At 59.4% G+C, this 12,446-nt stretch carries 11 protein-coding genes and 2 pseudogenes; 10 read left to right on the top strand and 3 right to left on the bottom strand.

Features of this window, described 5'->3' with window-relative positions:
- Window positions 1-742 (top strand): electron transfer flavoprotein-ubiquinone oxidoreductase (locus CY652_RS23295; protein WP_180970721.1); only part of this gene is annotated, 742 nt, incomplete at its 5' end.
- Window positions 743-928: 186 nt separating this feature from the next.
- Here CY652_RS23295 and CY652_RS25000 read toward each other — a convergent pair.
- Window positions 929-1,169, bottom strand: a pseudogene (locus CY652_RS25000) (hypothetical protein); the annotation flags it as partial.
- A gap of 147 nt (window positions 1,170-1,316) precedes the next feature.
- Between CY652_RS25000 and CY652_RS23290 the strand changes: the two are divergent.
- From CY652_RS23290 to CY652_RS23280, 3 genes are read left to right on the top strand one after another with little or no spacing between them, the layout of a single operon-like run.
- Entirely contained in the window at window positions 1,317-2,066 is a 750-nt protein-coding gene (locus CY652_RS23290) for an electron transfer flavoprotein subunit beta/FixA family protein (RefSeq protein WP_102133067.1), read from the top strand.
- A gap of 25 nt (window positions 2,067-2,091) precedes the next feature.
- Window positions 2,092-3,027 (top strand): electron transfer flavoprotein subunit alpha/FixB family protein, encoded by a 936-nt coding sequence (locus CY652_RS23285; RefSeq protein ID WP_102133066.1) that lies wholly within the window; start codon window positions 2,092-2,094, stop codon window positions 3,025-3,027.
- Entirely contained in the window at window positions 3,011-3,910 is a 900-nt protein-coding gene (locus CY652_RS23280; protein WP_258002435.1) for an HpcH/HpaI aldolase/citrate lyase family protein, read from the top strand. The genes CY652_RS23285 and CY652_RS23280 overlap by 17 nt, the downstream gene beginning before the upstream one ends.
- A 106-nt stretch (window positions 3,911-4,016) precedes the next feature.
- Here the strand turns inward: CY652_RS23280 and CY652_RS23275 are convergent, their stop codons facing one another.
- The gene (locus CY652_RS23275; RefSeq protein WP_102133065.1) at window positions 4,017-4,955 is read right to left on the bottom strand and encodes a LysR family transcriptional regulator; all 939 of its coding nucleotides are present in this window, start codon (window positions 4,953-4,955) and stop codon (window positions 4,017-4,019) included.
- Window positions 4,956-5,068: 113 nt separating this feature from the next.
- Here CY652_RS23275 and CY652_RS23270 point away from each other — a divergent pair, with 113 nt between their 5' ends.
- The 6 genes from CY652_RS23270 to CY652_RS23245 all read left to right on the top strand — a co-directional run bounded on the left by CY652_RS23270 (window position 5,069) and on the right by CY652_RS23245 (window position 12,302).
- On the top strand, window positions 5,069-5,605 hold the full coding sequence (locus CY652_RS23270) for a thiamine pyrophosphate-binding protein (protein ID WP_102133064.1): 537 nt from the start codon (window positions 5,069-5,071) through the stop codon (window positions 5,603-5,605).
- On the top strand, window positions 5,605-6,201 hold the full coding sequence (locus CY652_RS23265) for a thiamine pyrophosphate-dependent enzyme (RefSeq protein WP_102133063.1): 597 nt from the start codon (window positions 5,605-5,607) through the stop codon (window positions 6,199-6,201). The genes CY652_RS23270 and CY652_RS23265 overlap by 1 nt, the downstream gene beginning before the upstream one ends.
- A gap of 20 nt (window positions 6,202-6,221) precedes the next feature.
- Window positions 6,222-7,700: an aldehyde dehydrogenase gene (locus tag CY652_RS23260; RefSeq protein ID WP_102133062.1), complete on the top strand. Its 1,479-nt coding sequence runs from the start codon at window positions 6,222-6,224 to the stop codon at window positions 7,698-7,700.
- Between the two features lie 106 nt (window positions 7,701-7,806).
- Window positions 7,807-9,096: an MFS family transporter gene (locus CY652_RS23255; protein WP_308410410.1), complete on the top strand. Its 1,290-nt coding sequence runs from the start codon at window positions 7,807-7,809 to the stop codon at window positions 9,094-9,096.
- A gap of 496 nt (window positions 9,097-9,592) precedes the next feature.
- Window positions 9,593-10,822, top strand: coding sequence for an alpha-hydroxy acid oxidase (locus CY652_RS23250; RefSeq protein WP_102133060.1), 1,230 nt, complete (start codon window positions 9,593-9,595; stop codon window positions 10,820-10,822).
- Window positions 10,823-11,009: 187 nt separating this feature from the next.
- Complete coding sequence (locus CY652_RS23245) at window positions 11,010-12,302, top strand: MFS transporter (protein WP_180970740.1); 1,293 nt, start codon at window positions 11,010-11,012, stop codon at window positions 12,300-12,302.
- On the opposite strand, the pseudogene CY652_RS23240 reads toward CY652_RS23245, so the two are convergent.
- Window positions 12,303-12,446: pseudogene (locus CY652_RS23240) on the bottom strand (IS630 family transposase); the annotation flags it as partial. It abuts the gene before it with no gap.

Below are 12,446 nucleotides of genomic sequence, written 5' to 3'. Positions count from 1 at the left end.
GCGCGCGATCACGGCGGGCGGCCTGCTCTCGCTGCCGAAGCTCGTGTTTGCCGGCGGTGCGCTCGTCGGCGACGACGCGGGCTTTCTCAACGTCTCGCGCATCAAGGGCAGCCACGCGGCGATCAAGACCGGCATGCTCGCGGCTGACGCCGCGTTCGAAGCCGTGCAGGCCGGCCGCCAGCACGACGAACTGACCGCCTATCCCGCCGCGTTCCGGCAGTCGTGGCTCTACGACGAGCTCTACCGCTCGCGCAACTTCAAGCAGTGGATGAGCAAGGGCCTGTACCTGGGCACGCTGATGGTCGGCATCGAGCAGAAGCTTCTCGGCGGCAACGTGCCGTGGACGCTGCATCACGCGCATCGCGACAACGAAACGCTGCGCCCGGCCTCGCAATGCAAGCCGATCGAGTATCCGAAGCCCGACGGCAAGCTGACCTTCGACCGCCTCTCGTCGGTGTTCATCTCGAACACGAACCACGAGGAAAACCAGCCGGCACACCTGACGCTCAAGGACGCGAACGTGCCCGTGGACGTGAACCTGCGCACCTACGCGGGCCCGGAGGCGCGCTTCTGCCCGGCGGCCGTCTACGAATTCGTGAAGAACGACGACGGCGCCGAGCGGCTCGTCATCAACGCGCAGAACTGCGTGCACTGCAAGACCTGCGACATCAAGGACCCCACGCAGAACATCGTCTGGGTCACGCCCGAAGGCGGCGGCGGGCCCAATTACCCAAACATGTAAGACACCGATTTCGCGATATGGTGGTCAGCTGCAGCATGAGTTATCCGCGCCAACTGGGGCGCATCCGTTCAACTGCACATTGTTGGAACGGCTGGAATGATATAGGGCGTCTGCCCGTTGCCTCGTGACTCTCTGGCCTCGTTCCAATGCTCACACGTGCGAAGCGGGAAGTGTTGGCTTTCGCCGTTAAGGAGCCAAGTTGTTTTTGGCATAAAGGCGCCGGGGATTTTTCGGCATTTGGGGGTATGAACTGAAACTCGATTTGACAGGTAGTCGGGCTGATAGAGAAGAAAGTTCCAGCGAATCGAGGAAAGTGCGCATCGGCGTCTTGCCATAACGCCAGGGCCAGGTATCAAGCCGTCTGGAGGGCATCAATCGAGTCGTAGATTTTCTTGCGGAAGGTTCCGCGGTAAAACTCGTTGAGCATGTGCGTGTCGTCGGTAGAGTGACTTGGAGACTTGCCGATAGGCTTCGTCTATGCCCCCTAAAACCAAACCATAGTTGTGGCAGATGGAAATTCCGCGTGTAATGGTCAGTCTGCGCTATCGCAGCTACAGACAAGGAAGGGTGCAAAGTGAAGATCCTGGTGCCGGTAAAGAGAGTGATCGACTACAACGTGAAGGTCCGCGTGAAGGCGGACGGCACGGGCGTCGACACCGCGAACGTGAAGATGTCGATGAACCCGTTCGACGAGATCGCGGTGGAAGAGGCGGTGCGCCTGAAGGAAGCGGGCGTGGCCACCGAGGTCATTGCGGTGTCGGCAGGCGTCGCGCAGGCACAGGAGACGCTACGCACGGCACTCGCGATCGGCGCGGATCGTGCGATCCTCGTCGAGTCGAACGAAGAGCTGCAGCCGCTCGCGGTGGCGAAGCTGCTCAAGGCGCTGGTGGACAAGGAACAGCCGCAGCTCGTGATCCTCGGCAAGCAGGCGATCGACGACGACTCGAACCAGACGGGGCAGATGCTGGCCGCGCTCGCGAACCTGCCGCAGGCGACGTTCGCGTCGAAGGTGACGGTGGCCGATGGCCGCGTGACGGTCGCGCGCGAAGTGGACGGCGGCTCGGAGACGTTGTCGCTGACGCTGCCGGCGGTGATCACGACGGACCTGCGGCTGAACGAGCCGCGCTACGTCACGCTGCCCAACATCATGAAGGCGAAGAAGAAGCCGCTGGAAGTGCTGAAGCCCGAAGACCTCGGAGTGGACGTGAGCCCGCGCCTGAAGACGCTGAAGGTGGTCGAGCCGCCGAAGCGTAGCGCCGGCGTGAAGGTGCCGGACGTGAAGACGCTGGTGGAGAAGTTGAAGACCGAGGCGAAGGTACTCTGAAGGACAGGGCAGGAGCGACGGACAAATGACGATTCTGGTGATTGCGGAACACGACAACGCGACGGTGAAGGGCGCGACGCTGAACGCGGTGGCGGCAGCGCGGAAGATTGGTGGCGACGTGCACGTGCTGGTGGCCGGCCATAACGCGCAAGGTGCGGCAGATGCGGCCGCGAAGATTGCAGGTGTCGCGAAGGTGCTGCTGGCCGATGCGCCGCAACTGGAGGCGGGGCTGGCGGAGAATGTCGAGGCGACGGTGCTGAAGGTCGCGAAGGATTATACGCACATCCTCGCGCCGGCGACGGCGGCGGGCAAGAACGTGACGCCGCGCATCGCGGCGAAGCTGGACGTCGCGCAGATTTCCGACATTACCGCGGTGGTGAGTGCGGATACGTTCGAGCGGCCGATCTATGCGGGCAATGCGATCGCGACGGTGCAGTCGGTGGATCCGGTGAAGGTGATCACGGTGCGCACGACGGCGTTCGACGCGGTGGCGGCCGAGGGCGGCAGCGCGGTGGTCGAGAAGATCGACGCAGCGTCAGACAGCGGGCAGTCGCAGTTCGTGGGCCGCGAAGTGACGAAGCTGGACCGTCCGGAGCTGACGAGCGCGCAGATCGTCGTGTCGGGTGGCCGGGGTCTGGGCAGCGGGGAGAACTATACGAAGGTGCTGGAGCCGCTGGCGGACAAGCTGGGCGCGGCGCTTGGCGCATCGCGCGCGGCGGTGGACGCGGGCTACGTGCCGAACGACTACCAGGTGGGTCAGACGGGGAAGATCGTGGCGCCGCAGCTTTACGTGGCCGTGGGAATTTCCGGTGCGATCCAGCATCTGGCGGGGATGAAGGACTCGAAGGTGATCGTGGCGATCAACAAGGACGAGGAGGCACCGATCTTCGGGGTGGCCGACTATGGCCTCGTCGGCGACCTGTTCACGCTTGTGCCGGAGTTTAATGATGCGCTCGAATAGACCCAACAATACCAGTACGGTCGGTAGCGACAGGTTGGGGAGACAAGCTAATACCGACTTCCCACTGCGTTCCCTGTTGTTCGTGCCTGGCAGCCGGCCAGATCGCTTTGAAAGTGCGCTGGCGAGCGGCGCCGACGCCGTTATTATCGATCTTGAGGATGCAGTAGCTCCAACTGACAAGGAGGTGGCGCGCGCAACGGTAGCCCAATGGGTTTCTCGCAAACATCCGGTTTTTATCCGGATCAATGGGCGAGCAACCCCATGGTTCGAAGCAGACGCAAAGCTTGGCGCGTTGGATGGCGTTGCAGGCCTTGTGCTGCCGAAAACCGAGAGTGCCAAGGATATCGGGGCACTCATCTCGATTGTCCGAAAGAAGGTGCCAGTATTTCCGCTGATCGAGACAGCTCAGGGGATGTGGACGGCAATGGAGATCGCAAAGGCGCCGTGTGTCCGGCGCTTGATGTTCGGGACGCTGGATTTCATTGCCGAGATGGGAATGTGCGATGACCGTGAAGCGCTGAATCCCTATCGAGCCGAGCTTGCACTTATTTCTCGCGTGGCGGGATTGCAATCTCCCGTGGACGGGGTAACGCCCGATATCCATGACGTCGGGCGTCTTACACTGGATACCCTGAACGGAAGGGCTCATGGCTTTGGCGCCAAGCTATGCATTCACCCAAAGCAGGTTCCGGCCATTCACGAATATTATGGTCTGAGTGAGCAGGATCTTGTATGGGCTACCCGCGTCGTGGAAGCCGCGAGACATGCAGAAGAAGGTGCCATAGCGGTGGACGGAAAGATGGTTGATCGTCCAGTCCTGCTGCGTGCCCGGCAGTTGCTAGCGTTTGCCGATGCGCTCAAGCAGAAGGCGCTGCAAGCATAGCATAACGGTGGCTGGGCTGTTGCGAGGCCGCTGCCGGGCAGGGGCGAAGATGGCACTGCCCGCAATCGATCCTGATACTTTCCGATAGAACTCCTGGGGGCGGCAATCATGGCGGATTGCCTCTCCAGTAGGCTGCCGGCCATTCTCCACGGCTAACTGTCAGCTTCATCTCCCGGACCAGGACCGTGGTGACAGTCCTGACCGCCGCGGCAATCCGGCGAGTGTTCGGGAGCGCCAGTACGATCGTGCGCTGCAGCCCGGGCTCGCTTAGCGGAGCCGCGCGCAGTTGTCCACGCGCCACTTCTCCTGATACGGCGATACTAGGCAGGATCGTATACCCGTGACCGCTTGCCGCGAGAATTTTCTGTACGCTCATCGAGTTGGTCTCGGCGACGACATTCAATGAAAAGTCGGCGCCCGGACACGCCTGCGCAAGCAGGTTCCGTATGCCGTGCGGCGCACTCGGGAGAATCATCGGCCAGTGAGTCAGGGCGGAAAGCGGCACAGGCTGTCTCGTGTCGAGGCGAGTCTCGGGCGATCCGACGATGTACAGGCTCTCTTCGAGCAGTGTCTGCGTTTGGATCGTGGGTGCAGTCTTCGGGTTGTATAGCAGCGCAGCGTCGACTTCGCCTGATTCAAGCCATTGGGAGAGATGACCTGCGTATCCGATGACAAGGCGCAGCTTGATCGCCGGATAACCAGCCTTGACGGCACTGAGCAACGGTCCGGCTAACAGGTCCGATGTACTGGGCAGAAGACCGATCGTCACGATACCCGAGAGTCGCATTGCGGGAGGCTGGATCTCGGAGCGGGCCCGATCGAGTTCAAGCAGGGCACGGCGTGCGTATTCGACGAGAATTTCGCCGGCCTCAGTGAGTTCCATGCCTTGGCGATTGCGGTCGAACAACGCCGTGCCAATGTCCTCTTCGAGTAGCCTAAGTTGCCTGGACACTGCGGGCTGCACGATATGCAGCGTTTGCGCCGCGCGAGTGACGGAGCCGCTCTCCGCCACCGCGAGCAGCGCGTGAAGTTGCTTGATGTCCATGCCGATTCCACGTTCCCATGCCGTTTAGTGATGCAGGCATCAGTAAATTCTATTTACGGGCCAATCATATTGCATTTTAAGATGGCTTCCAGTTTGGTCAAGGAGCAAAGGATATGAACAACACTGCGGAACATCCGTTTGGCTGGCAGGAATCCATTTTTTCGGTTTTGAAGGCGGGGGGCGTACGGCAGGTCGCCTACGTTCCGGACGCTGGCCACTCGCACGTGATACGGCGGGCACAGGCCGACGCGCAGATCGATGACGTTGTGCTGACCACCGAGGAGGAAGGTGTTGCTGTGGTCAGCGGTGCGTGGCTGGGAGGTCAGCGTGCGGTTCTGCTGATGCAGAGCAGCGGGGTCGGCAACTGCGTGAATATGTTTTCGCTGCTGCGTAGCTGCCGCTTTCCGTTTTTCACGATCGTCACCATGCGTGGCGAGTATGCCGAGTTCAATCCATGGCAGGGTCCGATGGGCCGCACGACGCAGGCAGCCCTGGAACTTATGGGTATTACGGTCTTGCGCGCGGAGCATCCGGAAGATGTTGAGGAAATCGTCAGTGCGGGTTTTGACGCTGCGTTCGAGGCCGGCGATCAGGTTGCTGTGCTGCTTTCGCAAAGCCTGATTGGCAGAAAGAAGTGGGAGAGAAAGTAATGGATAAACGAAACGCTGCTGCGACGATCGATCGTCGCAAGTTCGTGGCCCGATTGCTCGCCGGAATTCCGGACGCGCTGGTCGTTACTGGACTGGGTTCGCCGTCCTACGACGTGTTCGCAACCGGTGACCGTGATAGCAATTTCTACCTCTGGGGTGCGATGGGTGGTGCCGCTTCGCTTGGGTTGGGATTGGCGCTTGCCCAGTCGGAGAAGTCGGTTGTGGTCGTCACGGGCGACGGCGAGCAACTAATGGGGATCGGCAGTCTTGCGACGATTGCGGCGAAGCAGCCGAGCAACCTGACTATCGTCGTGCTGGATAACGGTCACTATGGCGAGACCGGCATGCAGCAGAGCCATTCCAGCCTCGGTACGGATCTAGTCGTCGTCGCGCGGGGCTTTGGCATCACCGACACCTTGGCGATTCGTGACGAGGACGAATATCCGCAACTCGTCGAGCGGGTGCTTGCACGCAAGGGCCCTGTGTTTGCGCAAGTCCATATCAAGGTCGAGGAGCCGCCGCGCGCGCTGCCTCCGCGCGACGGTGTCCATTTGAAGAATCGTTTCAGGGCAGCGCTCGGCTACGAAACGTTCTAATAGTTGTCTGAGAGGTCGAAATGCAACGCTACCAGCTCTATATCGACGGCGAACGGTGCGAGCCGGACAGTCGTCAGTGGTTTGACAGCGACAATCCGTTTACTGGCACGCCTTGGGCAGAAATAGCCCGGGGCAACGCGACCGACGTGGCCAAGGCGGTGCATGCTGCTCATCGGGCGTTCAGTGCAGCGGAATGGCGAGACCTTTCCCACAGTGCGCGTGGTGCGTTACTGTGCCGGTTCGCCGATCTTCTGGCGGCGAATGCCGCGCGGCTTGCAGAGATCGAGGTGAAGGACAACGGCAAGCTGTATGCGGAAATGTATGGCCAGCTCAGCTATCTGCCGCAGTGGTATCGATACTACGGTGGTCTTGCCGACAAGGTGCAAGGCGACGTCATTCCGCTGGACAAGAAGGGCTATTTCAACTTCACTCGCAAGGAACCGCTTGGCGTCGTGGCGATGATCACGCCGTGGAATTCGCCGCTGATGCTGCTGACATGGAAGCTTGCGCCAGCCTTGGCCGCTGGCTGCACCGCTGTCATCAAGCCGTCGGAATTCACGTCTGCATCGACGCTCGAATTTGCAGAACTATTCGCGCAGGCCGGCTTCCCGCCAGGTGTCGTTAACGTCGTGACCGGTTTTGGGGGGGAGGTGGGAGGCGAGCTTGTGTCGCATCCGCTGGTACGAAAGATTGCCTTTACCGGAGCAGATTCGACAGGACGGAGAATCAATGAGCAGGCGGCACGCGATCTCAAGCATGTCGGTCTGGAACTGGGGGGGAAGTCGCCGAATATTGTGTTCGACGATGCAAAGCTCGATGACGCAATCAACGGCGCTGTATCAGGAATTTTCGCGGCGACTGGGCAAACCTGCATTGCCGGTTCGCGTCTGCTTGTTCAGTCAAGCATTCACGACGAAGTGGTCGAGCGTGTGGTAGCGCTGGCGAAGACGGCGCGCGTGGGCGATCCGATGCTGCCGGACACGCAGGTCGGACCGATCACGACACGCCCTCAATTTGACAAGGTACTGAACTACATCAGCCTTGCTAAAGGCGAGGGAGCGATTCTTTCTCTGGGTGGGCATCCGGCGACCGATCCGGCGTGCGGAAACGGCTGGTTCGTAGAGCCGACGATTTTTACCGGTGTGACGAACGGGATGAGAATTGCACAGGAGGAGGTCTTTGGCCCTGTCCTGTCGGTGATTCGCTTCGATTCGGAAGATGAGGCCGTCGCGATCGCGAACGATGTCCGATTCGGGCTCGGTGCCGGTGTCTGGACTTCGGATATCGGCCGTGCGTTCCGCGTGTCTGCGCGTATCGAATCTGGGACAGTCTGGGTCAACACCTATCGGGCAGTGAGCTATCTGTCGCCGTTTGGCGGCTATAAGGATTCGGGTCTTGGCCGCGAGAATGGGATCCACGCGATTGACGAGTATCTGCAGACGAAGAGCGTCTGGATCAATATCGGAGCACCTAACGGCAATCCGTTCGTGCTTCGCTAGTTTCATCGGGATATCCCCGTGGGCATGACACATGCCCGCGTCTGCCAGCCGGCGCAAGACCGGTTGTATCGGATTGCTGAAGGAGACTCGTTTGAAGCTAAATCCTCTGGCGTCGCAAATCGAGCAGGCTACGACTATCGAGTATCGCAGGATACATGCGGTTATTGCCGCATCGTCCGGAAATCTTGTCGAATGGTTCGATTTCTTTGTTTACTCCTTCGGCTCGCTCTATTTTGCGCATGAATTTTTCCCTTCCGGCAATGCGGCAACACAACTGTTGAATACTGCAGGTGTGTTCGCGACCGGCTTTCTCACGCGTCCTATCGGTGGATGGCTGTTTGGCCGCATTGCCGACAGGCGTGGGCGACGGATAGCGATGCTGATTTCGGTGCTTCTGATGTGCGGAGGATCGCTAGCGATTGCGGTCCTTCCCACCTATGCTCAGGTGGGGGCTCTGGCGCCAGCTCTACTGCTGCTCGTCAGGTGTGTCCAGGGACTTTCGGTGGGGGGCGAATACGGCGCCAGTGCGACTTATGTTAGCGAGGTTGCGCAGGCGGGCCGGCGCGGTTTCTTTGCGTCGTTTCAGTACGTGACGGTGATCGGCGGGCAGATCGCTGCGCTCATCGTCGTGGTGGTGTTGCAGCGGATATTGTCGACACAGGAATTACATGCCTGGGGCTGGCGCATTCCGTTCGCGCTGGGCGCCGTCGCCGCCCTGACATCCGTGTATCTGCGTGGCTCGCTCGACGAGACGACGGACGCCCGTACGCGGAACCAGGCACGGGCGGGCACGCTTGCAGGACTGCTCGCCCACAAGCGGGCAGTGACGACCGTTCTGGCGTTGACTGCCGGAGGCTCGCTGGCCTTGTACACGTTCACGACCTACATGCAGAAATACCTGATCATAAGTGTCGGTATGCGGGCCAATACGGCGAGTATGCTCATGGCGGCAGCTTTGGTGACGTATATGCTCATGCAGCCGATCTTCGGGATACTGGCCGATTGGATCGGCACAAAGCGCTGCATGATCCTGTTTGGTGTGTTGGCTACCGTCGGAACCGTACCGATCATGTACGTACTGCGGACGGTAAGCAACCCTTGCTGGGCATTCGCGCTAGTCGTCGCCGCGCTCGCCATTTTGAGCTTCTACACATCGATCAGCGGGCTGGTCAAGGCAGAACTGTTTCCGGCAGAAATTCGTGCGCTTGGCGTCGGTCTTCCGTATGCGCTTGCCAATGCCGTATTCGGTGGTTCGGCCGAGTATATTGGATTGTCGATGAAATCGGCTGGCGACGAACCCGCCTTCTTTTGGTATGTCACGGTGATGTCGATGGTCGTGGCAGTCGTAGCCATAGTGATGCCGGACCCAGCGGTAAACGGTTATCTGCGTGACTGAAAGACACTCGATCTGGTGTCGCGTCGGTCATGTCAGCCGATTCGGCTCGTGTCCGAGTCATCTGATATAACGGATCCGAAAGCTCCTCGCGTCAAAAGTGTAGGCCCGTGTGGAATCGGGTTGTCAAGGTCTACCGTCCAGACGCGAACAAACCGCAACCGCTCGTATCGAGGCAGGCGTCGCAGTAATGAGGAGACAGGCGAATGTTCCAGAGCCGATGTCAGTGGCTGGTGGCGTTCATCATATGCGCCGGGTCAGCTATCAACTGTATTGATCGAGCTGCCCTCGGAGGGCTCGGACCGTTCACTTCTCGTCGCTACGCGTCACTGTCGATGACGCTCCATGTCTTCTGGTTGGTCGTTTCCCATGATGCCGGCACCCCGGGCGGAGCATGTACTGCTGTGGCGACGAGGTACGCTGTCGAGACAGGTCTGCAACACTGGCAACAACAACGAATTCGTGGGACAAAATTCATAGCCATAACGGGAAATAGCTGATGCGAGCATTGAAGAACATACTTTGCTTGGACGATTTCGAACCGGCTGCCAGGAGACGGCTCCCGTTGCCGATCTTCGGATATATTTCCGGCGGTGCGGAACGCAATGCCTCAATGGAAGACAGCATGACGTCGTTCGGCGAATATTGCTTTCGCCCGAGAACGCTGGTGGATGTGTCGGGCCGTACGTGCCGGACGTCGCTATTTGGAGAGGAATACGCGGCCCCGATCGGCATTGCTCCCATCGGCATCAGCGCGATCGCGGCCTATCGAGGTGATATTGCACTTGCGGCCGCGGCATGTGCGGAGCAGGTTCCCTTTATCATGAGCGGTGCTTCGCTGATCCGGCTGGAAGAGGTGGCGGAGGTCTATCCGAAGATGTGGTTTCAGGCTTATCTTCCCGGAGACGAGTCTCGCCTCATCGCGCTGGTAGAACGGGTACGAGCGGCGCGCATCAGGACGCTAGTCCTGACCGTGGATACGTGCGTGCAAGCGAACCGGGAGAACAATGTTCGGGTGGGTTTTTCCACGCCGCTTAGGCCGAGTGTCCGCCTTGCATGGCAGGGCGTGACGCATCCGCGGTGGCTGGCAGGAACAGCTTTGCGCACTCTTGCGACACACGGTGTGCCTCATTTCGAGAACTCGCTTGCCGTCCGCGGTGTCCCGATCATCTCGCGAAATGCCACGCGCGATTTCAGCAAACGCGACCATCTTAACTGGAAGCATATCGAACTGATTCGCCGGTCGTGGCCTGGCAACCTTGTGATCAAGGGCATTCTGGCGCCTTCGGATGCCTGCCTCGCCCGCGAGCATGGCGTGGACGGCATCGTCGTGTCGAATCACGGCGGGCGGCAGCTTGATGGAGCAACCGCTCCGTTGCGCGTGCTGCGAGATGTTCTCGATGTGTCGGGGGATATGACCGTGATGCTTGATGGGGCAGTGCGTCGCGGGACCGACGTGCTCAAGGCCATGGCATTGGGGGCAAAAGCAGTGCTCATCGGCAGACCGATGATCTATGCGGCGGCTGTGGGTGGTGAACACGGCGTGAGACACGCGATTCGAATCGTCCGTGAGGAAATCGATCGTGATATGGCGTTACTCGGGGTGCCACGCCTGGAGGATTTGAACGGGGACGCGATTATCCGCCGGGACAAACGGTCCAGACAGCCATCAGATTGTCTTGTAGCTGTTGAAAGCATTGCTTATGGCCCATCGCTTTCCGATGTATAGAATAAACGTGCCCACCTTGACCATTACCCTATCTCGGAAACGAGGGGGACGCTGGTAGAGTATGCGAAGCATGTCCCGCATGTAGTCGCGGGCGTCCAGTTTCAGCCGGGCATGCTTGATTCTAAAAATCAAATAAATGCGACCCAACTGGCCAGGCAGGCGGAGCGGTCGACATAGGAGAGAGACAATGTTGGCGAATCGGTATCGATGGCGCGTAGCCTCGATCATGTTTTGCGGCTCGGCCTTGGGCTATATAGATAGGACTGCAATCGGCGTACTTGGTCCGCTGATAGTGAAGGACCTGCATCTTACAGCTGGCCAGCTTGGGTTGGCGCTCGGAGCATTTTCCGTTGGCTACACTATCCTCTGTCTGATCGGAGGCTATATCTCCGACAGACTGTTTGGCCCGCATCGAGTGCTGCTCTATTCGATGCTGCTATGGTCGTTGTTCTGCGGATTGACCGCGGTGTCGACGGGGTTGGTTTCGCTGATTGTAATACGGCTACTGTTCGGTATGGGGGAGGGCGCGTGGTCGCCCGTGCTGAACAAACTTGTCAGTCGCTGGTTTCCGCGAAGCGAACAGGCGAGCGCCATCGGTTTCGCCAATGCAGGGCAGCCGCTAGGGGCCGCACTTTGCGGGCCGATCGTGGGGATGACGGCTTCGATCTACAACTGGAGAACTTCGTTTGTTGTCGTGGCGTTATTGGGCATGATATGGACCGTTGCCTGGAAATTTTTCGTCTCGGAGCGGCCGGAAGATAATCCGCGGGTTGGCTATGAGGAGCGCCATCTGATCCAGACGAAGCGGCAACTCGACGTTTCGGAGTCCGATTCTCGTCAGTCGCTGGGAAAGACGCTCGTGAGCGTACGCGTGCTAGCGATCATGCTGGGCTGCTTCAGCTACATGTACATGACGTTTTTCATTTTGTCCTGGTTTCCGAGCTATCTGGTATCGGCCAGGCATCTTTCCGTCGAGCACATGGCCTTTGTCAGTGCACTTCCATGGACGGTAGGGTTCCTCGGCCATAGTTCGGGAGGTTTCATTTCGGACAAGATTTACAGGCGGACAGGAGATTCCGTGGGCGCCCGGAAGTGGGTCATGTGTACGTGTACCACGTTGACGGCGCTCTGCGTCATGGCGGGCTATTATGCGACGACGGTTCCGGCGGCCGTTCTGCTAATGTCGCTAGGCGTCTTTTTCCTCGCACTTACGCCGCATACCTTCTGGGCTCTCATTCTCGATACAACCGAGGCGGAAAAGGTCGGTGGCGTATCCGGATTCATCCTTGGCCTGGCTAGTACCGGTGCGATATTTTCGCCAGTTATGACAGGCTATCTTGTCGAAACGACTGCATCTTTTGTCACTGCGTTCATTCTCGCCGGCGTGGTTTCTCTGGCTGGTGCGCTGATCGTCTTCCTGTTTGTGCGCCGGCGTCCCGATGCGCCTGCTGGCATAGCATTACCCTCGGTATCCCGATAACTAGTGTCCCGTTCCGCTGATTCGCGAACAAAGCCTGTGTAGCTTTTCAAGGATGGAGTCGGCGGATGCGGTCCAGACGAATGGCTTGCAGTTTTCGTTGTAGTGAGAAACGAATTGATCGATACGCTTGATCAGTTGTTTGAC

The sequence above is a fragment of the Burkholderia sp. WAC0059 genome (genome assembly GCF_002870125.1).
Taxonomy (GTDB): domain Bacteria; phylum Pseudomonadota; class Gammaproteobacteria; order Burkholderiales; family Burkholderiaceae; genus Paraburkholderia.
The sequence above is the reverse complement of the archived record's forward strand: the minus strand, read 5'-3'. Positions and strand labels throughout refer to the sequence as shown.

Excerpts from the sequence above, each read along its gene's own strand:
- CY652_RS23285 (WP_102133066.1), top strand. The coding sequence starts at position 2,092 with ATGACGATTCTGGTGATTGCGGAACACGACAACGCGACGGTGAAGGGC.
- CY652_RS23280 (WP_258002435.1), top strand. The coding sequence starts at position 3,011 with ATGATGCGCTCGAATAGACCCAACAATACCAGTACGGTCGGTAGCGAC.
- CY652_RS23275 (WP_102133065.1), bottom strand. The coding sequence starts at position 4,955 with ATGGACATCAAGCAACTTCACGCGCTGCTCGCGGTGGCGGAGAGCGGC.
- CY652_RS23270 (WP_102133064.1), top strand. The coding sequence starts at position 5,069 with ATGAACAACACTGCGGAACATCCGTTTGGCTGGCAGGAATCCATTTTT.
- CY652_RS23265 (WP_102133063.1), top strand. The coding sequence starts at position 5,605 with ATGGATAAACGAAACGCTGCTGCGACGATCGATCGTCGCAAGTTCGTG.
- CY652_RS23260 (WP_102133062.1), top strand. The coding sequence starts at position 6,222 with ATGCAACGCTACCAGCTCTATATCGACGGCGAACGGTGCGAGCCGGAC.
- CY652_RS23250 (WP_102133060.1), top strand. The coding sequence starts at position 9,593 with ATGCGAGCATTGAAGAACATACTTTGCTTGGACGATTTCGAACCGGCT.
- CY652_RS23245 (WP_180970740.1), top strand. The coding sequence starts at position 11,010 with ATGTTGGCGAATCGGTATCGATGGCGCGTAGCCTCGATCATGTTTTGC.